Raw genomic sequence first — 26,494 nt, 5'->3', positions numbered from 1 at the left:
ATTAAATTTTAAGGCAAGGTATGGCTTCTTGGATTAGAAAGTTTTTATCAACTCTTTATGTAAGTGCGGTTATAAAAGATAATCAATGCTATACATATGCTAGAGCCATTAAAAATGGTAAAATTATAAAAAATTTAGAAGCCGTATTTGACTGTACAGATGGTAGAGTCGATATTAAATTTAACGAATATTTAAAAAAGCGCGAAAGCGAGTACCACTCGGTATATCTATCTGTTTTATTAAATAGTCCAAAGCAGTGGGCTATCCCTGCGGTTAGTAAGCAAGATTTTTCTAAATTTGCTATACAATACAATAGTGTAGATATAGTAGCTGTGGATAATAACTGGTCTATTGTAGTCCCAAAAGGTGAAATAGCAGCTTTTGATAGTTCTCTAAATAGAGCTGATGCAGATCTTATATATTCCCCGTTTTCTATCTTATATGAGAGTATCTTAAGAAATATGATAAAAGATAAATTGATACTATATATCTATAATATAGAAGATAGCATGACTATGATGATATTTCAAAATAAAGAAATGAGATTTTCGGCATATTTTGATACTAGAAAAGACAGTAGTCATTTGGTAGATGAAAAAGAGCTTAGTAAAGAAGATACTACAGATATAGACAATGTTATAGAAAAAGAAGAAGATAAGCTAAACGAATTAGACGGACTAGATGATTTAAGCTCCGTTATAAATAGTTCAAAAAAAGAGTCTTTTGAAGATCTGCAAAGCTCTGAAATAAATGATATCAATAGAAATTTAGAAGATAGCGTAAGAGATATCGGTAGAGAAACTTTGCTTTTAAATAATATACGTTTGGCGATTATGGAGTTTTATAAAAATGAAGCTTATAGAAGCGATTTTATAGAGCATATAATGATTTTTGATGGTTTGAAATTAGAAAAGTCATTTTTAAGCATCCTTGAATCAGAGCTTTTGATAGAAGCCGATATACAAGAGATAAATATTGAAAATGATATGAATGATATTATGATCAGAGAGCTTTATGTATGAGTTATAGCTTTATTAAACCAAAATTAAAACCGATATTTTCAATATTTTCTAAGATATGGATAGCTGCTATTTTGATAGTAACTTTTTCTTTGGTATGCGCTGATTTATTTATTAAATTTGAAACATATTCGCTTAAAAAACAAAACGACGAAAAACAAATCAGATACGACAAGATATTTGCACAGATTTCAAATTTAAAATCCGAGATGAAGACTCTTATGGTGCAAAGAGATGCTGCTCTTGATATATATTCATCAAATAATATTCTAAAAAAAAGTCTTCATAATCTATTTGATTTGGTGCCAGATGCTATCACGTTAAATGATGTTTATATTGATACAAACTCACTTATCGTCAAAGGACTTACTCCTACAAAAGATGTTTATAAGCTGCTACTAGAAGCTCCATTAAAATCTATCTTTAATAGCTCAAGTACTACTTTTTATCAGCTAGAAAATGGTTGGTTTAACTTCGTTAGTATAAATAAAATGGATAATTTAGAGGTCGAAAATGAGAAAAGATAGAAGCTTAGAAGAGATTGATATCGTAAAACTACTATTTTACGCATTATTTTTTGCAATTTGCTGTATTATCATGATATTTGGTTTTATAGTACCTAGTATCAAAGAGTATAAAAATGCAAAAATTATCAACAATGATAAGATAATAAATTTAAACAAAATAGAACAAGTATATAACAGTCAATTAGCAAATTTAACAAGCTTAAAAGATAAAAATATAAGACCTTTAGAAGCTATAGTTAGTCATTTTAACGAGATGAAATTCGTAACTGGAGCCGGAAAATATTTTAGCAATGTGAAGTTAAATAAACTTCCGCAGTTAGATAAAAACGAACATTTTTTGAGATATGAATTAAATGTCACCGGTCTTATAAAAAGCCCACAAAATTTCTATAGTTTTATAGATTTTATAAATGAATACGAGAATATAATAAGGGTTGATTTTCCTATCTCTATGAAGGGAAACGGGGATAAGATAGATACGAGTTTTAAGATAAAGGTTTATGTTTCTCAAAAAGAGACATAAGATGTTGATTTTGACTTAAATATCCGCGAAGTAGTGGAGGAATGCGTAAAACTCTACACTTTTCTTTGAATTTTTTATCCATTTTTTCCTTTATAAACGGTGCTACGAAATAGTTCGTTTCATTAGAAGTTACACACACTTTGTGAGATATCACGTAATCGTTTTTTAAGCATTGTTTTCTTGAGCTTTGGCTCATTAAAACATCTAATTTTTTACAAGCCAAATCTACTAAATTTATAGAATTTATGCTTTTTTCTATGATAAAAAACTCCGAGTCTTCATAGATAAACTCCCCTAAAAGTGCAGTTCTATCTGCTCTTAAAAACTCAAAGCTTTTTATAACTCCTTTTTCAAATTTTTCTATAAAAGCATCACTGAAATTTGCTCTTATAAAGTTTCTTTTGAATTTAAAATCGAAATTTGAAATATCTGTGAAGTAGTTGATATTTTTCTGTTTTAAATAAGATATAATCTCATTTCTACTTACGTTTATCAGCGGTCTTATAACGCTAATTTGTTTTTTGATATTTTCAAATTCGGCTATTTTTGTATTTGTAGGCTCTAATCCACATAACTGCACTGTTCCAGAACCTTTGCTAAGCTGCATAAATAGCCACTCTAAGCAGTCATTTAGCTGATGAGCTAAAATCAGTGTGTCATAGTTAAATTTAATACAAATTTCATCAAAAAATTTATGTCTAATATCGCGTGCCTTTTTCTCAAAATTTGAGCCATTTTCTAAATTTAAAGGTGCTATTTTTATATAAATATTTTTATTAAATTTTAAGCAAAGTTCCTTTGCGCTAACTTCTTCTTCGTCACTTTGCACTCTGGTTTTATAATTTATAAATGCGCAGTCAAACTCGATATTTTTCTCATTTAATATATGAAAAAGTGCGGTACTGTCGGTTCCATATGAAAATGCTAACAAGCACTTTTTATGATGCAAACTATCTAAATTTAAGAGTTGCAAATAATCTCTCCGATAAGCTTGTCTTTGACAAATTCATTTATCTTGCAGTCATAAATTTCGCCCACTTTAGGATCTTTTATTTGAGTGTCATTTATGAGAATCTCGCCGTCGATCTCTCTATCCCATATTATGCTTTTAGCTCCAAAAAACATTTCTCCTTCGCTGCTTGAGCCGTTTATCTGGACTTTTATGACCTCGCCTACTAGACTTTTGAAACTACCTTCTATCTGTTTTTTTATAATTTTTTCTATCGTATTTAGTCTTTTTGTTATGGTTTTAGAAGGAATTTGCTCCATCTCATAAGCTAGAGTACCTTCTTCTTTAGAGTAAGCAAAAGCCGATATCCTATCAAATTTGAACTCGGTTAAAAAATCGCACAACTCATCAAATCGCTCCCCAGTCTCCCCCGGATGACCTATTATAATTCCTGTTCGCAAAAAGCTTTTAGGCGCTGCTCTCATCTTTGTTAAAAGCTCTTTTAAGCGCTCTTTTGAACTTCCTCGCCTCATTATCTTTAACATATCGTCATTTATATGTTGGATAGGCATATCAAAATAATTTACGAATTTAGGCGAAGCTATAATTTTATCTATAAGCTCCATACTCGCAGTTGTTGGATATAAGTAGAGAATTCTAGCAGATTTTACTGCTTCTATCTTTTCTACTTCATCTATGAGCTTTATGAGCCCATCATTTATCCCTGCGTCTCTTAAAAATGAGCTAGTATCTTGTGCGATGAAGCTAAAGTCGCTATATCCGTCTTTTGTTAGCTCTTTTACTTCTTTGATTATGCTGTTTATATCTCTGCTTTTTAGTTTGCCTTTGAAAGTGGGTATGGCACAAAAACTACATTTTTGATTGCAGCCTTCGGCTATTTTTATATATGCATGATAGCTAGAGCCGGTTATAACGCGTTTTGTGTCGCTTTTTTGCAGATAAACACCAGGACTAAACAGATTTTGCTTTTTTAGTATCATTTCATCTATGCTAGCATAGTCGCCCACTCCTGTAAATATATCTACTTCTGGAAGTTCTTTCATAAGCTCGTCGCGATATCTTTGCATAAGACAACCTGTGACTACCAATACGCTGTTTTCTTTTTTATAACTTGCTAGTTCTAGTATAGTCCTTACGCTCTCTTCTTTTGCGCTCTCTATAAATCCACAAGTATTCACTATCATTACATCCGCATTATTTGGTTTATCTACTATATTATATGAGCTAAGACGTCCTAGCATTATCTCGCTATCGACTAGATTTTTATTGCATCCTAATGAAACTAAGTATAAATTTGGCATATTATATCCATATATTATCTATTAATCTGGTTTTACCAACATATGCAGCGACCAAAATTATGCTATTTCCTATCTCTACATTTTCTATCGGTTCGAAATTTCTATCTACAACAGCGATATAATCGACTTTTAACGGCTCTAAGCACTCACTCATAGATGATTTTATGATATTTGAGTTTAGCTCGTTTGCTTTTATTAAATTTGAAGCTCTCATAAGGGATCTTGATAACTTTAAAGCATAGCAAAGTTCGTCGTCGTTTAGATAACTATTTCTGCTTGAAAGTGCCAATCCGTCGCTTTCTCTTACTATATCACAAGGTACTATTTCTAAATTTAAAAAAAATCTTTTTACCATATTTTGTACAATTACTAGCTGCTGAGAATCTTTTTTACCAAAATACGCTCTAGTCGGAGATACAAGATTAAATAATTTGTTTAAAACCATACATACGCCATCAAAATGACCCGGTCTAGTAGCGCCCTCAAGTATGGTGGATATACGTTTTGGAGCGATTATGAGCGGTTCGTCTTTACTGTATATTTCATCTGCATTTGGAAAAAACAGCGCGCTTGCTCCGCACAATTCACATATTTTTATATCTCCGCTTTGATTTCTTGGATATTTTTCTAGATCCTCTCCGGGTAAAAATTGCGTAGGATTTACAAATACGCTTACTATCGTATCGTCGTTTTGCGAAACCGAATTTTTTATAAGCGTTGCATGACCGTTATGTAAAGCACCCATAGTAGGTACAAAACCTACACTGCCGCCGCAGTTATTGCGAAATTCTAAAAGTTCGCTAACACTTTTTAATATTTGCATTTTTGAATTACTCTTTGTAAGAATTTTTAATCTAATATTTTATCATAATTTTTCTAAAATGTGATATTTATAGTTTAGTTATCATATGCGTACTGAGTTTTACAACTAAAATCTCATAACCAAATTTTAACGAAAAATTTGATAAAATTACGAAAAAATTAAGGATATGATTTGGATAGTTACGAATATACAGAACTTTTAAAAAAATTAAATACTAAAGTTCAAAATATAAGTCGTGTTATAAAACCTCAAGATATAGAAATAAGACTTAAAGAGATAGAAGATATAGAAAACAGACCTGAGTTTTGGAATGATATCAAAAAAGCCGGTGAAATAGGAAAAGAAAAAACTAAAATTTCAAATATGCTTTGCAAATTTAAAAACGTAAAAAGTGCAATAAGTGATGCTTATGAGCTTTATGAATTAGCAAATGCCGAAGATGATGAGCAAACTATAAATTCGCTTTTTGAAGATGCACAAAATCTTGAAAATAAGATAACGAATTTAGAAATTTCTATGATGCTTAGCGGAGAAGACGACAGTAAAAACGCTATAGTAAGCATCCATCCAGGAGCCGGAGGAACTGAGAGCAATGACTGGGCAAGTATGCTTTATAGGATGTATTTGAGATTTTGTGAGAGAGAGGGATTTAAAGTTGAAACTTTAGACTTTCAAGAAGGTGATGAAGCGGGACTAAAAGATGTAAGCTTTATCGTAAAAGGCGAGAATGCTTATGGGTATCTAAAAGCTGAAAATGGTATCCACCGCCTTGTTAGAACTAGCCCGTTTGATAGTGCAGGACGCCGTCATACAAGCTTTTCAAGCGTAATGGTAAGCCCTGAAGTTGATGATGATATAGCTATAGAAATAGAAGAAAAAGACCTTAGATTGGATTATTACAGAGCTAGTGGAGCAGGTGGGCAGCACGTAAATAAAACAGAAAGTGCGGTGCGTATAACTCATATACCAACAGGTATCGTTGTGCAGTGCCAAAACGACAGAAGTCAGCATAAAAACAAAGCTACGGCTATGAAAATGTTAAAATCAAGACTTTACGAATTTGAGCTTATGAAGCAGCAAGAAGCAAATAACGCCATAGAAAAAAGTGAAATCGGCTGGGGTCATCAGATACGCTCATACGTACTTTTTCCGTATCAGCAAGTCAAAGACACTAGAAGCGGCGAGGCGTACAGCCAAACAGACGCTATACTCGATGGCGATATAAAAAAGATAATAGAATCAGTACTTATAAGCCAAAAAAGTAGCGCAAACAAAGAGTAGTTTCATATATAAATTTAATAAATCAAACTAAAATAAGGAGAAAAAATGAGCTTAGATCTAGTTTTAACTGGTCTTGGGTATAACGTAAATAGTGCTTTGCTAGAGCAGGTTAAAAGAATTTTGTCTGCTTGCGACTTTGATGAGAATGAAATTTCTCATATTTTAAATTTAAATGAAAAATTAAAAATATATACTTCTTTCGTCGCTATATCAAATAGCGAAGATGTATTTAAGATTAAATGTGAATCAAACGATGATGAAGTTAAACAAACCTTCAATGATATGGTTAACGAATGGGCGTTAAAATACAAGTTCAAAATCAAAAAACTAAACGGTAAGGAGACATATTATATCCTAAGCCGTGCGTAAAGGAGAGTCGTGAAGTATGATTTGATAATTATCGGATTTGGTAAGGCCGGAAAAACTTTAGCAGCTAAAGCCGCAACGCTTGGAAAAAAAGTCGCTTTGATAGAAAAAAGCGATAAAATGTACGGAGGAACTTGTATAAATATAGGTTGCATTCCAACTAAAAAGCTAGTTACTCTTAGCAAAGATGCTAAGTTTTTCAGCGATAGAAATGAGTATTTTTGCAAGTCTATGGAGGCTAAAGATACACTTGTAAGTGCGCTTAGAGCTAAAAACTATGGTATGTTAAACGACAATCCAAATGTAACGCTCATAAAAGCTACTGCTAAATTTAAAGATGAAAATACTATTTTAGCAGACGGTGAAGAGCTAAGCGCTCCTATAATTGTGATAAATACCGGAAGCAAGGAGAAAGATATTCCGTTTGAAGTTAAATCAAATCAAATTTATACTTCTACAACTATTTTAAATTTAAAAACACTACCTAAGCATTTAATTGTTTTAGGTATGGGATTTATAGGGCTTGAGTTTGCTTCTATGTTTGCAAATTTTGGTTCAAAAGTAACTATTATGGCAAGAAAAAACGAGTTTTTACCCGACCTTGACAATGATACTTCAAGTAGCGTAAAAGAGGCTTTGCAGGCTCAAGGCATAGAAATTATCCTTGGTAGTAAATTTGAAAGACTTGATGGCGATACTCTTAGTTTTAATCAAAACGGTATAAGTAAAAATATAAAAGCAGATGCATTTTTAGCCGCATTTGGTAGAACTCCGGCGATAGATGAGTTGTCTTTACAAAATGCTAATATAGCAGTTGGTGATAAATGTGAAGTGCTTGTCAATGATCATCTTCAAACTACAATACCTCATATTTATGCTGTTGGAGATTGTAAAGGCGGACCGGAATTTACTTATATCAGCCTTGATGATTATCGTATAGTGTTTAATCATATATTTGGTGATAAAACTCGCAGCTCTGCTAATAGAAGCGTGTGGGCTACTACGACTTTTATGGATACCGAGCTTAGTCAAGTTGGCAAAAGTGAAAAGGAGCTATCAAAGCATGAGTTAAAGATAGCAAAAGTAAATTTGAGCTCTGTGCCTATGGCAAAAGTTCTAGCTCACGATACTGGTTTTATGAAAGCCATTGTGGATAAAAATAGCGATGAAATACTTGGTATCACGCTGCATTGCAAAAATGCGAACGAGATAATAAATATGTTTAGCTTAGCCATGGAGAATAAAATCAAAGCTTCTAAGTTTAAAAGCCAGATTTTTACGCATCCTAGTATAAGCGAAGCTATAAACGATTTGTTTAGTCAAATTTAAAAGGTAAAAGATGAATATCATGAAAGTTACTGCTTTGATCGGTGCTTGTTTCTTCATAGCAGGTTGTGCACAAGCTTCAGCTCAAAAACAGGTAGAGTCTAAAACACTTAGCGTTAGCCAAGATTCTAAAAAAGAGTGCAAATCGGGAATTCAAGCCAGTTGTAAAGATTTGGGCGATTACTTTTATGATAAATTGGATTTTAAAACAGCTGCTAGAGCCTATGATTATACTTGTGCTAAATTTCAATATTTACCGGCTTGTTTAAGGTTAGCTTATATGTTTGAATCTGGAAAAGGCATGGATAAAAATCTTGAAATAGCTAAAGATATTTACATAAGAGCTTGTCATAGCGGCGATAAAGAGAGCTGTAAAAAAGCACAAAATATAAAATAAGATTGGTTTGCAATGGTTGTTAAACCGTTGCAAATCTAAGCATAAGCTCCAACAGATAGTATCTTTTCTATACGATTTTTTACTACATCATTAATATCTTTTTTTTCTAATTCATCTAACTGTTTTAATATATATTCACCAAGAGCTTTTATGGCTCCTTCTTTGTCTCTATGAGCGCCCATAACAGGCTCATCTATTACATCATCTATAAGTTGCAGCTCTTTTAAGTCATCTGCGGTAATTTTCATCGCTTTTGTTGCAGCTTCATTTTTTGATGGATCATTCCATAATATGGCAGCGCATCCCTCAGGAGATATAACTGAAAATACCGAGTTTTTCATCATAGCCAATCTATCGGCAACTCCTATAGCAAGTGCTCCGCCGCTTCCGCCTTCACCTATAACAACGGCTATTGTTCTAGTTTTTAACTCGCTAAATTCAAATAAATTTCTAGCTATCGCTTCACTTTGACCACGCTCTTCAGCTCCTACTCCTGGGTATGCTCCTGGAGTATCTATAAGAAATATAATAGGTATTTCAAATTTTTCTGCTAATCTAGCGATTCTTAATGCTTTTCTATACCCTTCAGGGTGAGGCATACCGAAATTTCTCATTATTTTATATTTTGTGCCTCTTCCTTTTTGTTCTGCTATAACTATAACTCTTTTACCGCCTATATATCCGATATAGCATACTATAGAAGGATCATCGCGAAATGCTCTATCGCCGTGTATTTCATAGCCATCTTTTAATAATGCTCTGATATAATCAAGAGCATATGGACGATCGGGATGTCTTGCTAAATTTAATCTTTGGAATTCATTTAAATTTTTATATGTTTTTGTTATTTCTTTTTCTAAATTTTTTCTTAAAATTTCTACGGCATGTTCGTCGCCTCTTATTTTTGCGTTTGCTATATCATCATCTATCTGTTTTATGCCTTTCTCAAAGTCGAGGTAGCTAGCCATTATTTTTCCAACTTTTTAAATATTACGGAGCCGTTTGTTCCACCAAAGCCAAAAGAGTTGCTCATAGCTGTTTTTAGCTCAGCTTTTCTAGCTATATTTGGAACATAATCCAGATCGCATTCATCATCTTGTTCTATCTGGTTTATGGTAGGCGGGATAATACTATTTTGAAGAGCCATTATAGATATAACAGCTTCTATAGCTCCAGCAGCTCCTAGACAATGGCCGATTTGACCTTTTGTTGAGCTAACAGGAGGAATATTTGAGCCAAATATTGCTTTTAAGGCATTAGTTTCATTTGTATCGTTTGCATATGTTGAAGTACCATGAGCATTTACGTAATCGATTTTTATATTTTCAGCCATTGATAGAGCTTTTTTCATAGCACGTTCCGGACCGTCTTGACTAGGACTTGTTATATGATGTGCGTCTCCAGTTTCTCCAAATCCAATTATTTCGGCATAAATTTTAGCTCCGCGAGATAATGCGCTTTCATACTCTTCAAGAACTAAGGCACCGGCTCCCTCTCCCATTACAAATCCATCTCTATCTTTATCAAAAGGACGTGAAGCATGCTCAGGGTCATCATTTCTAGTAGATAACGCTTTCATAGCGGCAAATCCTCCGATACCAACAGGGCATATTGCAGATTCTGCACCAACAACGAGCATAGCTTTAGCTTCGCCTATCATAATACTTTTTGCGGCTTCGCATAAAGCGTGAGTTGAGGCTGCACACGCTGTAACGCTTGATAAATTTGGACCTTTTAGATTGTGGTTTATGCTAACTAAACCGCCAAGCATATTTACAAGTGAGGATGGGATAAAAAATGGCGAGATTCTTTTAGGACCTTTTTCAAAACATATGTTTGAGTTTTTTTCAATATTTGGGAGTCCGCCTATACCAGCAGCCGAGCTAACACCAAATTCATTCGGGTCAAATTCACTTAAATTTGCGTCGTTTATAGCTTCATTTGCTGCTTTCAAGCCAAGATGTATGAATCTATCCGCCTTTTTTATCTCTTTTGCTTCCATAACAGTAGCTGGATCAAAGTCATCTATTTGTGCAGCTATCTGAACAGGAAAATCGGTAGCATCAAATAAGGTTATCTTTTTAACTCCGGTTTTACCATCGCAAATATTTTTAAAAGATGTCTCTTTATCAAGACCTAGCGCATTTACCATACCCATACCAGTTACTACGACTCTTTTCAATGCTACTCTCCTTGTTGAAATTTATTTTTTTAGACCATCTATATAATTTACAACATCAGATATGCTTATTAATTTCTCAGCTTCGCTATCTGGAATCTCTACTTCGAATTTCTCTTCTAAAGCCATAACAAGCTCAACAACATCAAGTGAATCAGCACCTAGATCCTCTATGATTTTTGATTCCATTTTAACCGCGTCTGGGGCAACACTTAATTGCTCTACAACTACATCTTTAACTTCATCAAATACTGCCATAATTTTTCTCCTAATAAATAAAAATGTGCAAAATAGTACTATATTTTTGCTTAAAGTTTGCTACATATATAAACCGCCATTAATCTTAAGAACATCCCCGGTAATATAGCTTGAGTAATCACTAAGCAAAAAAGCAACGCTATTTGCGACTTCTTTTGCTTCTCCTAGCCTTTTTAGAGGTATATTTGCTATATAGTTTGATTTTACTTCTTCAGATAGCACATTAGTCATATCGGTTTGTATAAATCCAGGCGCTACACAGTTATAACGTACGTTTCTAGCAGCTCCTTCTTTAGCAAATGATTTACTCATGGCTATCATACCGCCTTTGCTTGCGGCGTAGTTTGTTTGTCCTGCATTTCCCATTTCTCCAACTATAGAAGCGACATTTACAACTGCTCCAAAACGTTTTTTACTCATTACCTTTAGGGCTTCTTTGCTACCTATAAACGCGCTTTTTAAATTTGCGTCTAAAATAGACACGAACTCTTCTGTTTTCATTCTAATTGCTAATTTATCGTTTGTAATACCGGCGTTATTTACAAGATAGCTTAACTCTGAGTCGCTTTGAACTATTAAATTTATAGCTTCTATAAATTCATCTTCATTTGCTGCATCAAATTTAATAACAGCCGCCTTTCCTCCGCTTTTTTCTATCTCGTCTTTCAATGAGTCCGCAAGTTCTGGCTTACTTCTATAGTTTATCCATACTTTTAAGCCAAATCCCGCCAGGACTTTACAGACTTCTGCTCCGATGCCTCGACTAGCTCCTGTGACTAAGACGTTTTTTCCGCTGAATTTCATATTGTTCCTTTTATTTAAATTTGATTATATTAACGGTTTATCCATAACTTTTGGAATATTTATGTTCATAAGTTTTAAAATAGTTGGAGCTACATTACTAAGTCCGCCTGAATTTACTTTATTAACCCCATCTGCTAATATGAATGCAAATACGTCAAAAGTCGTATGATTAGTTAAAACTCCACCTTTTTTGTCTTGCATAGCTTCACAGTTTCCATGATCGCTTATTTGCATATAAGAGTAACCCTCTTTTTTTGCCGCTTTTATAACTAATCCTAAACATTCGTCTACCGCTTCTACCGCTTTAACAGCAGCGTCAAAATCGCCTGTGTGTCCTACCATATCGCCGTTTGCGTAATTTACGACTATAAAATCAATTCCGTCGTTTATCGCTTTTATGACAGCTTGAGTGACTTCGTATGCACTCATTTGCGGTTTTTCATCGTATGTTTTTACTTTTGGACTAGGGATTAAAACACGAATTTCATTTTCCACTAGCTCTTCTTTTCCGCCGTTAAAAAAGAATGTAACATGTGCGTATTTTTCAGTTTCTGCGGTGTGTAATTGACGAAGATTATTTCTAGCTATAATTTCTGCTAAAGTGTCTTTTATCTCTTCATTTTCAAACATTATAGGAAAGTTAAATTTATCGTCGTAATTTGTCATTGTTATAAGATTTTCGCAGATATTTTTTCTTTGAAATTCGTTAAAATCTTTTATACTAAGAGCAGAGCAGATCTCTCTTGCTCTATCGTTTCTAAAATTTACAAATATTATACCGTCTTCAGACCTGATACCGCCAAAATCGCTAAAGCTAGCTGGTTCTATAAACTCATCAAAAATCTTATTATTATATGAGTTTTGTATATATTGTGTTGGTGTTATGTTTTGCAAATTTGAGTTTTGAGAGATAACTTGATACGCTTTATTTACTCTTTCCCAGCGTTTGTCTCTATCCATAGCGTAAAATCTACCGCTTATAGAGGCGATTTTGAACTTGGATTCTAATTCTTTTATAAAACCTAGTCCAGAAGTGGGACTAACGTCTCTTCCATCTGTTATGGCGTGAGCAAAAGTCTCTTTACCGTTTTGCTTGCAGATATTGCATATAACATCAAAATGTTTAAGATGAGAATGAACTCCTCCATCACTATAAAGACCGATGATATGTACTCTTTTTACTTTTTTAATTAAATTTAGAAGAACTTCATTTTTTTCTAAGCTTCCATCGTCTATAGCTTTATCGATTTTAACTAAATTTTGATATAGTATTCTTCCGCTTCCTATCGTCATATGTCCAACTTCGCTATTTCCCATCTGTCCATCAGGAAGTCCAACGGCAAGTCCGCTTGTTTTTATATAGTTCATAGGTGCATTTTTAAACAACCAGTCATAAGTCGGTTTTTTTGCCGCGGCAAATGCGTTAAAATCACTACTTTTATTATAACCTATACCATCTGTTATCACTAATATGCATTTTTTATTCATAAAAAAATCCTTTGTGTAATTCTATCAATTATTTCTAAATTTTAACTTACTTTTATCAATGCTTTTGTATAATTTTGACTTTTATATAAGGGCTTAATGTGTTTTATTATTTTTATGAACTTTTTGGGATAAATTTCTTTAGTTATATCACTGTTAGAGCTGGTATTAGCTTCTTTTTGGCTTTTGTTTTGACTGTATATTTTATGCCTAAATTTATATTGTGGGCAAAGGCTAAAAATGCAAATCAGCCTATCTATGAATTAGCACCGCAAAATCATAAGAAAAAAAATAAAATACCGACAATGGGCGGCGTAGTATTCGTACTTTGTGCTATTTTTGCTACGCTTTTTAGTGCTAAATTAGATAATAATTTTGTTCTTATAGGAATTCTTGTACTTGCTAGCTTTAGTCTGCTTGGATATATTGATGATAGAGGCAAAATTTTGGGCGCAAAAAATCACGCCGGATTGCATGCTAAAATTAAGTTTATTTTGCAGTGGATTATAGGTATTATTTGTGCTTGTTTGCTGCTTTTTTTTACTGATTTAGACTCACTTTTTTATATTCCTTTTTATAAATATTCTATTTTTGATATGGGTTATTTCATAATTTTATTTTGGGCTCTTGTGATAATTTCAGCTTCAAATGCCGTAAATTTGACTGACGGTTTGGACGGTTTAGCGACTGTTCCTTCGATATTTGGACTTGTTACATTAGGTGTTTTTGCTTATTTGATGGGAAATGCAGTTTATAGTTCATATCTGCTTTTACCTAAATTTGTAGGAGTAGGCGAGTTACTGATTTTAGTTACTGCTCTTATAGGTGCTTTACTTGGATTTTTATGGTTTAATTGCTATCCTGCCGAAGTTTTTATGGGCGATAGCGGTAGTCTTAGCGTAGGTGCGTTTATAGGATATATGGGCATAGTAACTAAAAATGAGATTTTACTTATAGCAATAGGATTTGTTTTTGTGATGGAAACCTTATCTGTTATATTGCAAGTAAGTAGTTTTAAAATACGCAAAAAACGGATATTTTTAATGGCGCCAATTCATCATCATTTTGAGATAAAAGGGTGGAGTGAAAATAAGATTATTGTTAGATTTTGGATGATAGCTCTTTTGGCAAATTTAATAGCGTTAATTGCTTTAAAATTAAGGTAAATTATGAGAAGATCACTATTTGGTTATGGGAAAACAACAAAAGCGATATCCAAAAGCGGCGGTTGGGATATTTATGATGATAGCTTTAAAGATGATAGTCTCGACGAGTTTGGCAATAGGCTTTTAAATCCTAGTAAATTTAAAGCTCAAAATAGCTCTTTAGAAATTCCAAGCCCCGGATTTCCGCGCAACCATGCTCTAGTGAAATCGGCTTTAAATTTAATAAGCGAATATGATTATTTTATAAACGATACACCAAAATCAATCTGGATTAGCGGAACTAATGGTAAAACTACAACTACAAAGATGACCGAGTGGCTTTTAGAAGATAGAGGTTGCGTTATGGGCGGAAATGTCGGAACTCCGCTTGCTGATCTTTTAAATTTAAAAGCTAAAGTTTGGGTTTTAGAAACCAGCTCTTTTACTATTCATTATACTAAATTTGCAAAGCCCGATATCTATGTTTTGCTGCCTATAACTCCTGATCATTTAAGTTGGCACGGTTCTATGGAGGAGTATGAAAAAGCAAAACTTAAACCACTTAGTATGATGCGAGAAGGAAGCGTGGCTATTATTCCTAAAAAATACGCAGATATAAGCTCTTGTGCTAAAATCATAGGGTATGAAAGCGAAGAGGATTTAGCAAGTCAATTTGATATTGATTTAAGCAATATTTCGTTTAAAACCCCGTTTTTGATAGATGCTCTTTTGGCTTTGTGTGTTGAAAATATAATTTTTAGTAAAGTTAGCTATGAGCTTTTAAATAAATTTCAAATAGAAGCTCATAAGCTTGAGGAGTTTAGAGACAGATTGGGTAGGCTTTGGGTGGATGATACAAAAGCTACAAATATCGACGCGGCATTACAAGCTTTAAAACGTTATAAAAATGATAAACTTCATATAATTCTTGGTGGAGATGATAAAGGCGTGAGTTTAGATCCTTTATTTGATGAGCTAAGAGGTATGAGCGCTACTATTTATGCGATCGGTTCAAACGCAGGTAAAATAGTCTTCTTAGCAGATAAATTTGGTATTAAATGTATAAATTGTGAGTTTTTGAACAAAGCCGTAGAAAACATAAATACCGTTATGAAAATAGATGAAATAGGGCTTTTAAGTCCGGCTTGCGCAAGCTTGGATCAGTTTAAAAGTTACGCTGAACGCGGAGATATGTTTAAAAAATATGTAAATTCCCTTTGATATTTAAATTTAATCGTTAAATTTAAATATTTTTACATCTTTTTAGCTATTTTTAAGTATTAAATAAATATAATAACATTTCTTTTTTAGATGGTTGGATAGCTCAGTCGGTAGAGCAGCAGACTGAAAATCTGCGTGTCGGCAGTTCGATTCTGCCTCTAACCACCATCTTTAAATTTCACATTTAATCAACATTAATTTAAAATCTTTTTAAGATTATTTTTTATAAATTATATTATGTATAAATTCACAATAGATATTGGGAATTTATACTTTAGAACTGTTTTTTTGATGTTGTAAATTTAAGTATAAGAACTATTTTTAAGATATTCTAAATACTCTTTTGCTCGAGTTTTTAATTTTTCTTCACTCATTTGAGGCTCTACTTCAAAAGTTATGAAAGAGTTTATAAATTTAGCTCCGACAAATTTAGCAGTAGCTTTAAAAGGAGTTAATATCTCTTCCATGCTAAATCCTACTTCGCCGCTTTTATCAAAGTCTTGTTTGCTTCCGCCAGCGCTTATGCATAGCCCGAAAATTTTACCTTTTAATTTATCTGCGTTGCTTCCATATGCCCAACCATGCTCAAAAATGTCATCAAAGTATTTTTTAAGTAAAGAAGGACAAGAGTACCAATATAGCGGAAATTGGAAAATAATTTTCTCATAGCTTTCTAAAAGTTTTTACTCTTTTTTTATATCGAAATCAAATCCTGTATAGACTTTGTAAAGTTCGTGTATTTGTACGTCTGAGGTGTTTTTTAGAACTTCGTTTCTTAGTTTTTTGTTAAAAACTCCGTTTTCTATATCTGGGTGCGATAAAATGATCAAAGTTTTCATTGCTTTTCCTTTTTTTATAGATTGATGTTTGAATTATACTTTAAAAATATATACTATTTAAAATATATATTTAATATATAAAAACATATAACAAACTAACAAATACCGATATTCTTAATTCTTATTTAGTTATTTTTTATATTTTTAAATTTATATAATATTAGAGAAAATAGTTCATGTTTTAACTTCAGTTTATGCTATCTTTGATAAAATACACAAAAAATTAAAGGAAGTGTTTTATGGCACGTGTTTTTTTGAGCCCTCCATTTATGGGCGGTAATGAAGAAAAGTATGTTAAAGAAGTTTTTAAAAGCAATTATATAGCCCCTCTTGGCGAATATGTAAATAAATTTGAAGATAGTATAAAAAACTATAGCGGTGCTAAATCTGCTCTAGCGTTGAACTCTGGAACCGCAGGATTGCATTTGGCTCTTAGAGTTATAGGCGTTAAAGATGCGGATGTGGTTTTAGCTTCATCTTTTACGTTTGCGGCTAGCGTAAATCCTATAATGTATGAGAGATGCATTCCTATGTTTATAGACTGTGATGAGAGTTGGAATTTAAGCCCAAAACTGCTTAAAGAGGCGATAAAAAATGCACCTAAAAAACCGAAGGCTCTGATAGTAACTCATCTTTACGGACAAGCTGCAAAGATGAACGAGATACTTGAAATTTGTAAAAATGAAGATATAAAAGTTATCGAAGATGCTGCTGAGGCTCTTGGAGGATTTTATGAAGATAAAGCTCTTGGAACTTTAGGCGATATTGGAGTTTATAGTTTTAATGGCAATAAAATCATTACGACAAGCGGCGGGGGAATGCTGATTTCAAATGACGAAAATTTAGTCGCTAAAGCTAGATATCTAAGCACTCAAGCAAGAGAACCGCTTTTGCATTACGAGCATTTGGATTATGGATATAACTACAGACTTAGCAATGTTTTAGGCGCTATAGGCTTTGGTCAAATGGAAGTTTTGGCTAGCAGGGTAAAAAGAAAAAGAAAGATTTTTGAAATTTATAAAAATTTGTTAGAGGATTGTTGTGAGTTTATGCCTGAGGTTGCAAACTCAAGAGGAAATCGTTGGCTTACGACTTTGCTTTTCAAAGAGAAAAATGCGCATTTAAAAGCTATAGAAGCATTAAATAAAAATGATATAGAAAGCAGACCGCTTTGGAAACCTATGCATATGCAGCCTGTGTTTAAAGATACTTTAAGAGTTGTTGATGGAACTAGCGAAAATTATTTTAATAGAGGTATATGTTTGCCAAGCGGAGCTGATATGAGCGATGATATGATCGGCAAAGTAGCAGGTATAGTAAGGAAATCGCTTTGATATTAAGAGCTACAAAAAATAGGCGTACTATATTTTTTCTAATATTTGATACTATTATATTTTGTCTCAGTATATATTTTGCATTTTTGCTTAGATTTAGTGGAGAAATACCTGAGATATTTGAGCGAGGAATGATATATGGCGGAATTATTTTAGTATCGTCTAAATTAGTTTTAATGTGGATTTTTCGTCTTTATAAAGTTCCCTGGAGGTTTTTTGGACTAAATGAAGCTAGAAAAATATTTTTAGTTACTATACTATCTGCCGGAATATTTTATACTATTTTTATATCTTACGATGAGTTTTTTAACCCATTTCCAAGAAGCGTTATCATAATAGACGCTATTTTATCGGCTTTGATGGTTGGAAGTTTAAGAATAGTAAAACGTATATTTTTGGATTTTAAAAAATCACATAATGGCGAACCTTGTGTTATTATAGGAAGCACTAGTAAAACTTTGCAGGTATTAAAAGGATTAAAAAGCGGATATGCGGATTACTATGCTACTGGGATAGTAGATGGCAGAAGCGATGTGGTAGGAACTTATTGTGATGGATTTTTAGTAGGAAATAAAAGCGAATTAAAAAATTATGTAGAAGATGGCGTAAAAACCGCGATTATAGCTTTAAAACTGCGTCCAAATGAGCTTAAAGAGCTTTATGACGAGCTTGATGAGATAGGTTTTAAAGATATCAAGATATTCTCTTTGCTTGACGGAAAAAAAGAGGGTATTACCGATATTAGTATTGAGGATTTGCTTGCTAGAAAGCCAAAAGATTTAGATAGCAAGGTTGTTGAGAAGTTTATCGGCGGTAAGGTTGTTATGGTGACCGGAGCCGGTGGAACTATAGGAAGTGAAATTTGTAAGCAGTGTTTGAAATATGGCTGCAAAAATCTTATAATGGTTGAGCATAGCGAGTATAATCTATATCAGATAAACGAAGCTACGAAAAGTGATATGAGAAACAAGCTTGTAATGTTAAATATAATGCATTTAAAAGAGTTTGAAGAGATATTTGCTAAATTTAAGCCAGATATTGTTATACACGCAGCTGCGTATAAACATGTTCCGCTTTGTGAGTTTAATCCTATAAGTGCAGTTCAAAACAATATTTTAGGTACAAAAAACGTTGTCGATCTCTCAAAAAAATACGGAACAAAAAGAGTCGTGCTTATCTCTACCGATAAGGCAGTACGACCTACAAATATAATGGGAACGACAAAACGTGTTTGTGAGTTGTACGCTTTAAATTCAAATGAAAGCGGCAAAACCGAGATAGTGGCAGTTCGTTTTGGTAATGTTTTAGGTAGCAGCGGTAGCGTTATACCTAAATTTAAAGCTCAAATAGCGGCAAACGAGCCCCTAAGCGTAACTCATCCAGATATCACAAGATATTTTATGTTAGTTAGCGAAGCCTGTCAGCTTGTGCTACAAGCAGCGAGTATTGCCGATGGCGGTGAGCTTTTTGTTTTAAATATGGGAGAACCGGTTAAAATAGCAGACCTTGCGGCAAGAATGTTGAAATTAAGCGGTAAAGAGGAGCTCGGTATCAAATTTGTCGGACTTCGTCCCGGAGAAAAACTTTATGAAGAGCTACTCATAGATCCGAATGACGCGGCTACTAAATTTGAGAGTATTTTTGTGACAAAATCCGGAGATTATGATCTAAATCTACTCAATTCGCAGATAAATAAACTTATAAATTTAGAAGATGAAACGTTAATAGAAACAGAGCTAAAAAATATAGTTCCAGAGTTTCATCATTCATTAAATAAGGATTAAAATGCTTATAAAAGAGATTCAAGAATTTAGCGATATAAGGTATAAAGCAAGAGCTTATTTGTGTTATCTTTTTGATAGGAATATACCAAATAACTTGCCTGGAGTTAATCTATCTTTGGTAAAAGACGGCTTTGATAAAATAGCTCATGAAATAGAGTATTTTGAAGCATTTTATATACTTGATAAAAACGGCGTTCAAATAGAAAATAATATAAGTTTAGACTCAAAAAAGATGATAGGAAAAGGCGATAACAGAAGTAATAAAGCATATTATTACAGAGCAGTTAGAGAAAAACGCTGCGTACTAACTGATCCATATCCTTCAAGCCTTACAAACGGACTTTGCGTGACCGCTTCTATGCCGGTTTATGACGATAAAGACGAGCTTAAATATATAGCTTGCATGGATATAAGCCTTGTTGATATCTTAAAACTTGTTCATCCAAGTTCCGTCGACGGATTATTCGGTAAATTTAGTAAATTAGTATATTCTATATTTTCACTTGCTTTATTTATAGTTGCCGTTGTACTTTTCATACACGGTATAAAAGGTTTTGTGCTAAAAAGTTTTCATGATATTAATATAAGCGAAGTATTTGAATCTACCATAGTTTTGACACTTGCTTTGGCTATATTTGATCTGGTGAAAGCTATATTTGAAGCCGAGGTTTTAGGTCGATCAAATCACGATAATAACGGTGGTAGCAAGACTATGGTGAGATTTATAGGAAGTATCATCATAGCACTTGCGATAGAGTCGTTAATGCTTGTTTTTAAATTTGCAATTACAAATCCTAGCGGAGTAGTATATGCTATATATTTAATAGGCGGTGTCGCCATGCTCATGGTAGCTTTAAGCCTATATCTTTGGGTGCTAAAAAGGAGCAGCTTTGATAGGGATTATTGACTATGGTGCAGGAAATATAAAAAGTGTAAAAAATGCTTTTGAGTATATAGGTTCAAAAAGTGAATTGATTAGTTTTGGTGATAATTTAAAAAAATATGATAAACTTATACTTCCAGGAGTAGGAGCGTATGGAGTCGCTATGCAAAAACTAAGAGCAAATGGCTTGGAAGATGGTATTTTGGAGTTTATAAAAAGCGGTAAGCCGTTTCTTGGTATATGTCTTGGAATGCAGCTTTTATTTGAGCGAGGATTTGAGTTTGGTGAGCATAAAGGACTTGGAGTTATAAAAGGTGATGTTATTAAATTTGATGAGAGTAAATTTAATAAGCATCTAAAAGTTCCCCACATAGGGTGGAATAGCTGCGAATTTAAAAAAGAATGCAGTATAAACAGAGGTTTGCCAAAGAGTTCTTATCTCTATTTTGTGCATTCATATCACGCTGTTTGTGATGATGAGTTTGTTTTGGCTGTTACTACTTATGGATACGAGTTTGTGAGTGCAGTTTGTAAAGATAATGTTTTTGGATTTCAGCCTCATCCTGAAAAATCACATGAAAACGGGCTTAAGATTATAAAAAATTTTGTGGAGTTGTAATGGAGATAATACCCGCTATTGATTTAAAACAGAGTAAAGCAGTAAGACTCACTAAAGGCGATGTGCAAACTGCTAAGATCTACTCAGATAAACCTTGGGAATTAGCTAAAGAATTTGAAGATTTGGGTGCTAAATGGTTGCATATAGTTGATTTAGACGGCGCATTTGCCGGAGATGCTATAAATTTAAAAACTATTGAAAAGATAGTTTCTACTACAAATTTACAAGTAGAAGTAGGTGGCGGTATAAGGACAAAAGAGCGTATAAAAAGCTGTTTGAATTCTGGAGTCAGCCGTATTATATTAGGTTCAATCGCTCTGAAAAATCCTGAATTTGTAAAAGAAGTAGCAAAAAAATATAGAGTAGTAGTAGGCATAGACGCTATAGATGGATTTGTAGCTATAGAAGGCTGGGCAAATGTAAGTAAGATGCAAGCCTCTAACCTTGCAAAACTATATGCAGATGCAGGAGTTGAAGCCATCATCGCTACCGATATAAGTAGAGACGGTATGCTTAATGGCGTAAATGTGGAATTTAGCGCTTCTATAGCAAAGGCTAGCGGTATCGATACTATAGCGAGCGGCGGCGTTAAAGATATAAATGATATAAAATGTTTAAAACTAAATGGTAATATTGCAGGAGTGATAGTAGGAAAAGCGTATTATGAGGGTAAATTAGATTTAAAAGAAGCTTTTAAGTCTAATTTTTAATTCTGTTAAAGTTTTTTTAAAACTAAATTCTGATAGAATAATAGAAATTTGAGAAAGGATGATTAGTGAAGTTATTGGTTGTTGATGATAGCTCTACTATGAGAAGAATTATTAAAAATACTCTCCAGAGGCTTGGTCATAAAGATATATTAGAGGCTGAGCACGGGCTTGAAGCATGGGGTCTTTTGGAACAAAATCCAGATATAGGCGTTTTAATCACAGATTGGAATATGCCTGAAATGAATGGCTTGGAACTTGTAAAAAAAGTAAGGGCCGAACAAAAATACGAAAATATGCCTATTATAATGGTAACTACCGAAGGCGGTAAGGCTGAGGTTATTACGGCGTTAAAAGCCGGAGTTAATAACTATATAGTTAAGCCATTTACTCCGCAAGTACTTAAAGAAAAACTTGAAGACGTTCTTAATTAATGAAAGAAAAGTTTTTTGAACTAAAAGTTTTAAGCCGTAAAAGCGATGTTCTAAAAGAGTTTGCGTTTGAACTAGGCGCTACTTGCATAGAAGAGATAGAAAACGGCTTTATACTAAGAGATGAAGACGATCTAAGCAATATATCCTGGGGTTTAGAGGAATTTGCTGGACGAATCGGATCTGATATATCCACCAGCTTAGAGATCAAAGATAATATAGATTGGATCAATGAGTATAAAAAAGGCATTAAGCCTGTATCCTCCGGTAAATTCTATATAAGACCTAGCTGGGAAGAACAAAAAGATGGTTTTATAGATATAATTATAGATCCTGCTCTTGCATTTGGCTCTGGTCATCATGAAAGCACAAGCTCCTGCTTAAATTTGATTAGTAAATATATAAATTTAAAAGAGTGCAAGATAGCTTTAGATGTGGGCTGCGGGAGCGGAATTTTAAGTATAGCTTTAGCAAAATTAGGACTCGCGGTAGATGCTTGCGATACCGATGAACAAGCTGTTTTAAGCAGCACTGATAATGCAAGAAAAAACGGTATTAAATTTAATAACATATGGACCGGTTCTATCACAGACGCTAATGGCAGATATGATGTTGTAGTGGCAAATATCATAGCTGATGTGATTTTACTACTTTCTAAAGATCTAAAAATGCATGTAAATAATAATGGATATCTGATATTATCTGGTATATTAACAAAATACAAAGATAGAATCTTACAGGCTTTTGTGGATTTAGAGCTTGTTTGGAATATCACTCAAAATGAGTGGGAGAGTTTTATATTCAAAAATAAGGATAAAAATGGAAAATAATGAGAATAAAAACGGGCAAAATAATAATAACGGAAACTTTTTTAACAAAAATCCTATTATGGTTTTTGCGATTTTTGCAATAATAATAGTTGTCGTATTTAGAAGTTTTAACCCAGACGGTATGAACGAATTCGGAGATAGTACTAGTTCTAAAAATATTACATATTCGGAGTTAAAACAGCTTATAAAATCAAAGCAGATAAATAATGTAGTAATAGGACAGACTACTATAAAAGCCACCGGAAATGGTGTAACTTATGTAGCAAAGAAAGTAAATGACCAGACGCTTGTTCCGCTTCTTGAGAGTGAAGGAGTAAGCTACGGAGCTTATAATGAGACAAACTGGCTTAGCGATATGCTTTTTTCATGGGTAATTCCTATATTTATATTTTTTGGAATTTGGATGTTTCTTGCTAGCAGAATGCAAAAAAATATGGGCGGTGGAATACTTGGAATGGGTAGCAGTAAAAAGCTTGTAAACAGCGAGAGACCAAAGGTTAAATTTAATGATGTAGCCGGAGTCGAAGAGGCAAAAGAAGAGGTTAAAGAAATAGTTGATTTCTTAAAAAATCCAGATAGATATATAAGACTTGGTGCAAAAATTCCTAAAGGCGTACTTTTAGTAGGACCTCCAGGAACCGGTAAAACTCTTCTTGCAAAAGCGGTTGCCGGTGAAGCTGATGTTCCTTTTTTCTCAGTTTCTGGATCAAGCTTTATAGAGATGTTTGTAGGAGTTGGAGCTAGTAGAGTCAGAGATTTATTTGAAAATGCGAAAAAAGAAGCTCCTGCTATCGTATTTATAGATGAAATAGATGCTATAGGAAAAAGCAGAGCAGCTGGAGCCATGATGGGCGGGAATGACGAGAGAGAGCAAACTCTAAATCAACTTTTGGCTGAGATGGATGGATTTGATAGTGATAAAAGTCCGGTTATAGTTTTAGCAGCTACAAACAGACCTGAGGTTTTAGATGCCGCTCTCCTTCGTCCAGGACGTTTCGATAGACAAGTTTTAGTCGATAAACCTGATTTTAAAGGTCGTGTGGATATACTAAAGGTTCATAGTAAAGAGGTAAAACTTGCTAATAACGTAAATATGGATGATATAGGTCGTTTAACTGCTGGACTTGCAGGCGCTGATCTAGCAAATATCATAAATGAAGCAGCCCTTTTAGCAGGTCGTGCTAGCAAAGAGTATATTGAACAACAAGATCTTATAGAAGCCGTTGAGAGAGCTATCGCGGGACTTGAGAAAAAATCTCGCCGTATAAATCCAAAAGAGAAAAAGATAGTTACTTATCATGAGTGCGGTCACGCTCTTATCGCTGAAACTACAAAAGGTGCAGATAAAGTTACTAAAGTTTCGGTTATACCAAGGGGAATTGCAGCTCTTGGATATACGCTAAATGCTCCAGAAGAGAATAAATTTTTAATGCAAAAACACGAGCTTATCGCAAAAGTTGATGTTCTTTTAGGAGGTCGCGCGGCAGAGCATGTGTTTATAAAAGAGATAAGTACGGGAGCTAGCAATGATCTAGAGCGAGCAACAGATATCATAAAAGCTATGGTTTCTATGTATGGAATGACAGATGTTGCAGGTCTTATGGTGCTTGAAAAGCAAAGAAACGTATTTTTAAATGGTGGGCAAACTTTAAAAGATTATAGCGATGATATGGCCCATAAACTAGATGAGTATGTAAAAAACTTTTTAAATGAAAGATTTAATGCCGTAGTGGCCACTCTTGAGCTTTATCGCGGAGCTATAGAAAAGATGGTTGATTCTTTATACGAAGAAGAGACTATAGAAGGCTCAAAGGTTAGAGAGATTATCAGAAGTTATGAAGAAGAAAACAATATTCCAAGCCGTTTAATAGTCGAAGAAGACGGTAATAGCGATATAAAAAAAGCAAAAGATAAGGAATAGCTATGGATAATTTAAGAGTGATAAGTAAGTATGGATATTGCAGTATCGGTTTGTTTGGAGTCATATTTCTATTATCACTCTTATTTGATACTTTTATATTTCTATCTGCTATTTTGCTGATTTTTGTAGTGTTTATATATAGAAACCCAGAAAGACTTCCTGCTGTGGAGAGTATGGACGCCATATTATCTCCTATAGACGGCGTTATCGAAGATATAAGAAAAAGTAGTTATAATGGTGTTTTATATACCGAAGTTGTTATAAAAAACTCTATTTTTGATTCTGGAGTATTGCGAGCTGTAGCAAATTTAAAAGTCGATGAGATTAAATCTAAAAACGGTCTAAATTTAGCGACAACTAGCTTAGATAAAAATCTATTAAATAATAGAATAGCTTATATATGCTCTGTTGGAGATAAGCAAGTTATCATAAGAATCAACTCCGGTGCAATGAGTAGAAAAATACATCTTGAAAAAACAAAAGAGTTAAAAGCCGGTAGAAGATTTGGGTTTATTTTAGATGGAAGGGTAAGCTTATTTTTACCTCTTACTACAAAATTAAATGTTTCGGTTGGTAACAGAGTAAAAGCAGCTGATTTAATAGGCTTTTTAGAGGAATAAAATAATGGAAAATAAGCCGAAATTAATATATATATTGCCAAATTTATTTACAGCAGGTAGTGCTTTTTTAGGTATTATCAGCATTTTAGCGTCTGCTAATGGTGAATATATGAAGGCTATAATTTATATAGTTTTATCTTTGATATTAGATGGTTTGGATGGAAGAGTTGCTAGGCTTACGAAAACCACTTCTAAATTCGGAGTCGAATTTGATAGTTTAGCTGATTTAGTCGCGTTTGGCGTGGCTCCGGCTTTACTTTTTTATTTCAGTATAGGTTATAATTTCGGTCGTTTCGGAGCACTTTTAACAGCTATGTTTGTAGTATTTGGCGCTATAAGGCTTGCTAGATTTAATGTTATGAGCGGAACTTGTGAACCAAATGTTTTTATAGGGCTTCCTATACCAAGTGCTGCTATAGTGAGCGCTTTTTGGGTTGGAATTTATAATAATTATGATTTTATGCACGGTTTTGAGCCTATTTTTATAGTGATTATGGCCGGACTTTCCGTACTTATGGTATCAAATGTTAGATATCCGAGTTTTAAAAAAGTTGATTTTAAAAGAGCAAATTATTTAAAAACACTTGTTTATTTAGTAATAATATTTTCTATGTTATACTTATGCCCGTTAGAAAGCGCAACAATTCTTATTACTATTTACACAATTTATGGTATAATTAGAGCCATATGGGCAAGATTTTTTGCTAAAAATATAAAATTAACCAAGGAGAACAGATGACCACGCCATTTTCACAAAAAAAATATATATTTATCTACAAACTCTCTCTCCTTAACCTGCTGTAAAACTTAATTTTTTTAATAACCCCAATATACAAAACACAAGGTGATTTTAAATCTTTACACTTAGCAATATGCTAAATTTAAAAAAGAGGATAATAAA

General features: G+C 33.5%; 28 protein-coding genes, 1 tRNA gene and 1 pseudogene. 20 read left to right on the top strand and 10 right to left on the bottom strand.

Going from position 1 to position 26,494, the window contains the following annotated elements:
* The first annotated feature begins 20 nt into the window (after positions 1-20).
* Genes RVY88_RS07560 through RVY88_RS07550 form a run of 3 tightly spaced genes read left to right on the top strand, consistent with a single transcriptional unit; the run spans position 21 to position 2,069 of the window.
* Positions 21-1,022 (top strand): hypothetical protein, encoded by a 1,002-nt coding sequence (locus RVY88_RS07560; protein ID WP_002850207.1) that lies wholly within the window; start codon positions 21-23, stop codon positions 1,020-1,022.
* Positions 1,019-1,546: a hypothetical protein gene (locus tag RVY88_RS07555; RefSeq protein ID WP_011732176.1), complete on the top strand. Its 528-nt coding sequence runs from the start codon at positions 1,019-1,021 to the stop codon at positions 1,544-1,546. The genes RVY88_RS07560 and RVY88_RS07555 overlap by 4 nt, the downstream gene beginning before the upstream one ends.
* Entirely contained in the window at positions 1,533-2,069 is a 537-nt protein-coding gene (locus RVY88_RS07550; RefSeq protein WP_162167338.1) for a hypothetical protein, read from the top strand. The genes RVY88_RS07555 and RVY88_RS07550 overlap by 14 nt, the downstream gene beginning before the upstream one ends.
* Here RVY88_RS07550 and tilS read toward each other — a convergent pair.
* Genes tilS through panC form a run of 3 tightly spaced genes read right to left on the bottom strand, consistent with a single transcriptional unit; the run spans position 2,032 to position 5,163 of the window.
* Entirely contained in the window at positions 2,032-3,042 is a 1,011-nt protein-coding gene (gene tilS / locus RVY88_RS07545; protein ID WP_162167337.1) for a tRNA lysidine(34) synthetase TilS, read from the bottom strand. The two genes, RVY88_RS07550 and tilS, sit on opposite strands and share 38 nt — an antisense overlap.
* On the bottom strand, positions 3,030-4,340 hold the full coding sequence (gene rimO / locus RVY88_RS07540; protein ID WP_002850202.1) for a 30S ribosomal protein S12 methylthiotransferase RimO: 1,311 nt from the start codon (positions 4,338-4,340) through the stop codon (positions 3,030-3,032). The genes tilS and rimO overlap by 13 nt, the downstream gene beginning before the upstream one ends.
* Before the next feature lies 1 nt (position 4,341).
* A complete protein-coding gene (gene panC, locus RVY88_RS07535) occupies positions 4,342-5,163 on the bottom strand; it encodes a pantoate--beta-alanine ligase (protein WP_002850200.1) in 822 nt (273 codons plus the stop codon).
* A 171-nt stretch (positions 5,164-5,334) separates the two neighbouring features.
* On the opposite strand from panC, the gene prfB reads away from it, so the two are divergent.
* The 4 genes from prfB to RVY88_RS07515 are packed head-to-tail and all read left to right on the top strand — an operon-like array spanning position 5,335 to position 8,533.
* Positions 5,335-6,444, top strand: coding sequence for a peptide chain release factor 2 (gene prfB / locus RVY88_RS07530; protein ID WP_038453970.1), 1,110 nt, complete (start codon positions 5,335-5,337; stop codon positions 6,442-6,444).
* Positions 6,445-6,489: 45 nt separating this feature from the next.
* Positions 6,490-6,813, top strand: coding sequence for a hypothetical protein (locus RVY88_RS07525; RefSeq protein ID WP_011732173.1), 324 nt, complete (start codon positions 6,490-6,492; stop codon positions 6,811-6,813).
* Positions 6,814-6,822: 9 nt separating this feature from the next.
* A complete protein-coding gene (locus RVY88_RS07520; RefSeq protein WP_144686135.1) occupies positions 6,823-8,139 on the top strand; it encodes a dihydrolipoyl dehydrogenase family protein in 1,317 nt (438 codons plus the stop codon).
* 10 nt (positions 8,140-8,149) lie between these two features.
* Positions 8,150-8,533 carry a sel1 repeat family protein gene (locus tag RVY88_RS07515; RefSeq protein ID WP_162167336.1) on the top strand — a complete coding sequence of 128 codons (384 nt, stop codon included), beginning with the start codon at positions 8,150-8,152 and terminating at the stop codon, positions 8,531-8,533.
* Positions 8,534-8,568: 35 nt separating this feature from the next.
* Here the strand turns inward: RVY88_RS07515 and accA are convergent, their stop codons facing one another.
* The 5 genes from accA to gpmI are packed head-to-tail and all read right to left on the bottom strand — an operon-like array spanning position 8,569 to position 13,262.
* Positions 8,569-9,501: an acetyl-CoA carboxylase carboxyl transferase subunit alpha gene (gene accA, locus RVY88_RS07510; RefSeq protein WP_011732172.1), complete on the bottom strand. Its 933-nt coding sequence runs from the start codon at positions 9,499-9,501 to the stop codon at positions 8,569-8,571.
* Complete coding sequence (locus RVY88_RS07505) at positions 9,501-10,715, bottom strand: beta-ketoacyl-ACP synthase II (RefSeq protein WP_002850194.1); 1,215 nt, start codon at positions 10,713-10,715, stop codon at positions 9,501-9,503. Before RVY88_RS07505 ends, accA begins: the two co-directional genes overlap by 1 nt.
* Before the next feature lie 21 nt (positions 10,716-10,736).
* Positions 10,737-10,970: an acyl carrier protein gene (gene acpP / locus RVY88_RS07500; RefSeq protein ID WP_002850193.1), complete on the bottom strand. Its 234-nt coding sequence runs from the start codon at positions 10,968-10,970 to the stop codon at positions 10,737-10,739.
* Positions 10,971-11,030: 60 nt separating this feature from the next.
* A complete protein-coding gene (gene fabG, locus RVY88_RS07495) occupies positions 11,031-11,774 on the bottom strand; it encodes a 3-oxoacyl-ACP reductase FabG (protein WP_162167335.1) in 744 nt (247 codons plus the stop codon).
* 24 nt (positions 11,775-11,798) lie between these two features.
* Positions 11,799-13,262, bottom strand: coding sequence for a 2,3-bisphosphoglycerate-independent phosphoglycerate mutase (gpmI, locus tag RVY88_RS07490; protein WP_002850189.1), 1,464 nt, complete (start codon positions 13,260-13,262; stop codon positions 11,799-11,801).
* 98 nt (positions 13,263-13,360) lie between these two features.
* Here gpmI and mraY point away from each other — a divergent pair, with 98 nt between their 5' ends.
* From mraY to RVY88_RS07475, 3 genes are all read left to right on the top strand, one after another.
* A complete protein-coding gene (mraY, locus tag RVY88_RS07485; RefSeq protein WP_038453964.1) occupies positions 13,361-14,425 on the top strand; it encodes a phospho-N-acetylmuramoyl-pentapeptide-transferase in 1,065 nt (354 codons plus the stop codon).
* Between the two features lie 3 nt (positions 14,426-14,428).
* Entirely contained in the window at positions 14,429-15,625 is a 1,197-nt protein-coding gene (gene murD, locus RVY88_RS07480; RefSeq protein WP_162167334.1) for a UDP-N-acetylmuramoyl-L-alanine--D-glutamate ligase, read from the top strand.
* A 92-nt stretch (positions 15,626-15,717) separates the two neighbouring features.
* Positions 15,718-15,793 (top strand) — tRNA-Phe (locus RVY88_RS07475).
* 134 nt (positions 15,794-15,927) lie between these two features.
* Here the strand turns inward: RVY88_RS07475 and RVY88_RS07470 are convergent.
* Both RVY88_RS07470 and RVY88_RS07465 read right to left on the bottom strand, forming a co-directional pair.
* A pseudogene (locus RVY88_RS07470) lies at positions 15,928-16,293 on the bottom strand (NAD(P)H-dependent oxidoreductase); the annotation flags it as partial.
* A 15-nt stretch (positions 16,294-16,308) separates the two neighbouring features.
* A complete protein-coding gene (locus RVY88_RS07465; RefSeq protein WP_238389023.1) occupies positions 16,309-16,464 on the bottom strand; it encodes an NAD(P)H-dependent oxidoreductase in 156 nt (51 codons plus the stop codon).
* Between the two features lie 239 nt (positions 16,465-16,703).
* Between RVY88_RS07465 and pglE the strand changes: the two genes are divergently transcribed.
* The 10 genes from pglE (at position 16,704) to pssA (ending at position 26,332) form a co-directional block, all read left to right on the top strand.
* Entirely contained in the window at positions 16,704-17,798 is a 1,095-nt protein-coding gene (gene pglE / locus RVY88_RS07460) for a UDP-N-acetylbacillosamine transaminase (protein WP_152789292.1), read from the top strand.
* Positions 17,795-19,582, top strand: coding sequence for a UDP-N-acetylglucosamine 4,6-dehydratase (configuration-retaining) (gene pglF / locus RVY88_RS07455; protein ID WP_162167333.1), 1,788 nt, complete (start codon positions 17,795-17,797; stop codon positions 19,580-19,582). Before pglE ends, pglF begins: the two co-directional genes overlap by 4 nt.
* A 1-nt stretch (position 19,583) precedes the next feature.
* Positions 19,584-20,489, top strand: a complete 906-nt coding sequence (locus RVY88_RS07450) for a PDC sensor domain-containing protein (protein WP_002850175.1) — start codon at positions 19,584-19,586, stop codon at positions 20,487-20,489.
* On the top strand, positions 20,473-21,084 hold the full coding sequence (gene hisH, locus RVY88_RS07445) for an imidazole glycerol phosphate synthase subunit HisH (protein ID WP_162167332.1): 612 nt from the start codon (positions 20,473-20,475) through the stop codon (positions 21,082-21,084). Before RVY88_RS07450 ends, hisH begins: the two co-directional genes overlap by 17 nt.
* A complete protein-coding gene (hisA, locus tag RVY88_RS07440; protein WP_162167331.1) occupies positions 21,084-21,794 on the top strand; it encodes a 1-(5-phosphoribosyl)-5-[(5-phosphoribosylamino)methylideneamino]imidazole-4-carboxamide isomerase in 711 nt (236 codons plus the stop codon). Before hisH ends, hisA begins: the two co-directional genes overlap by 1 nt.
* A 65-nt stretch (positions 21,795-21,859) precedes the next feature.
* Complete coding sequence (locus RVY88_RS07435) at positions 21,860-22,225, top strand: chemotaxis response regulator CheY (RefSeq protein WP_002850168.1); 366 nt, start codon at positions 21,860-21,862, stop codon at positions 22,223-22,225.
* On the top strand, positions 22,225-23,052 hold the full coding sequence (locus tag RVY88_RS07430; protein WP_162167330.1) for a 50S ribosomal protein L11 methyltransferase: 828 nt from the start codon (positions 22,225-22,227) through the stop codon (positions 23,050-23,052). Before RVY88_RS07435 ends, RVY88_RS07430 begins: the two co-directional genes overlap by 1 nt.
* The gene (ftsH, locus tag RVY88_RS07425) at positions 23,042-24,973 is read left to right on the top strand and encodes an ATP-dependent zinc metalloprotease FtsH (protein ID WP_002850165.1); all 1,932 of its coding nucleotides are present in this window, start codon (positions 23,042-23,044) and stop codon (positions 24,971-24,973) included. Before RVY88_RS07430 ends, ftsH begins: the two co-directional genes overlap by 11 nt.
* Before the next feature lie 2 nt (positions 24,974-24,975).
* Positions 24,976-25,593 carry a phosphatidylserine decarboxylase gene (locus RVY88_RS07420; RefSeq protein WP_127349444.1) on the top strand — a complete coding sequence of 206 codons (618 nt, stop codon included), beginning with the start codon at positions 24,976-24,978 and terminating at the stop codon, positions 25,591-25,593.
* A gap of 4 nt (positions 25,594-25,597) precedes the next feature.
* Positions 25,598-26,332 (top strand): CDP-diacylglycerol--serine O-phosphatidyltransferase, encoded by a 735-nt coding sequence (gene pssA, locus RVY88_RS07415; RefSeq protein ID WP_002850161.1) that lies wholly within the window; start codon positions 25,598-25,600, stop codon positions 26,330-26,332.
* Positions 26,333-26,494 lie beyond the last annotated feature (162 nt).

Source organism: Campylobacter sp. TJR-1 (genome assembly GCF_032840035.1).
Classification (GTDB): domain Bacteria; phylum Campylobacterota; class Campylobacteria; order Campylobacterales; family Campylobacteraceae; genus Campylobacter; species Campylobacter fetus.
This window is presented reverse-complemented; position numbering and strand designations above follow the sequence as displayed.

Bases quoted from the DNA above. Each gene is read 5' to 3' on its own strand.
- RVY88_RS07560 (WP_002850207.1), top strand. From the start codon at position 21: ATGGCTTCTTGGATTAGAAAGTTTTTATCAACTCTTTATGTAAGTGCG.
- RVY88_RS07555 (WP_011732176.1), top strand. From the start codon at position 1,019: ATGAGTTATAGCTTTATTAAACCAAAATTAAAACCGATATTTTCAATA.
- RVY88_RS07550 (WP_162167338.1), top strand. From the start codon at position 1,533: ATGAGAAAAGATAGAAGCTTAGAAGAGATTGATATCGTAAAACTACTA.
- rimO (WP_002850202.1), bottom strand. From the start codon at position 4,340: ATGCCAAATTTATACTTAGTTTCATTAGGATGCAATAAAAATCTAGTC.
- panC (WP_002850200.1), bottom strand. From the start codon at position 5,163: ATGCAAATATTAAAAAGTGTTAGCGAACTTTTAGAATTTCGCAATAAC.
- RVY88_RS07525 (WP_011732173.1), top strand. From the start codon at position 6,490: ATGAGCTTAGATCTAGTTTTAACTGGTCTTGGGTATAACGTAAATAGT.
- RVY88_RS07515 (WP_162167336.1), top strand. From the start codon at position 8,150: ATGAATATCATGAAAGTTACTGCTTTGATCGGTGCTTGTTTCTTCATA.
- accA (WP_011732172.1), bottom strand. From the start codon at position 9,501: ATGGCTAGCTACCTCGACTTTGAGAAAGGCATAAAACAGATAGATGAT.
- acpP (WP_002850193.1), bottom strand. From the start codon at position 10,970: ATGGCAGTATTTGATGAAGTTAAAGATGTAGTTGTAGAGCAATTAAGT.
- fabG (WP_162167335.1), bottom strand. From the start codon at position 11,774: ATGAAATTCAGCGGAAAAAACGTCTTAGTCACAGGAGCTAGTCGAGGC.
- gpmI (WP_002850189.1), bottom strand. From the start codon at position 13,262: ATGAATAAAAAATGCATATTAGTGATAACAGATGGTATAGGTTATAAT.
- murD (WP_162167334.1), top strand. From the start codon at position 14,429: ATGAGAAGATCACTATTTGGTTATGGGAAAACAACAAAAGCGATATCC.
- RVY88_RS07465 (WP_238389023.1), bottom strand. From the start codon at position 16,464: ATGAAAACTTTGATCATTTTATCGCACCCAGATATAGAAAACGGAGTT.
- pglE (WP_152789292.1), top strand. From the start codon at position 16,704: ATGGCACGTGTTTTTTTGAGCCCTCCATTTATGGGCGGTAATGAAGAA.
- RVY88_RS07450 (WP_002850175.1), top strand. From the start codon at position 19,584: ATGCTTATAAAAGAGATTCAAGAATTTAGCGATATAAGGTATAAAGCA.
- hisA (WP_162167331.1), top strand. From the start codon at position 21,084: ATGGAGATAATACCCGCTATTGATTTAAAACAGAGTAAAGCAGTAAGA.
- RVY88_RS07430 (WP_162167330.1), top strand. From the start codon at position 22,225: ATGAAAGAAAAGTTTTTTGAACTAAAAGTTTTAAGCCGTAAAAGCGAT.
- ftsH (WP_002850165.1), top strand. From the start codon at position 23,042: ATGGAAAATAATGAGAATAAAAACGGGCAAAATAATAATAACGGAAAC.
- RVY88_RS07420 (WP_127349444.1), top strand. From the start codon at position 24,976: ATGGATAATTTAAGAGTGATAAGTAAGTATGGATATTGCAGTATCGGT.
- pssA (WP_002850161.1), top strand. From the start codon at position 25,598: ATGGAAAATAAGCCGAAATTAATATATATATTGCCAAATTTATTTACA.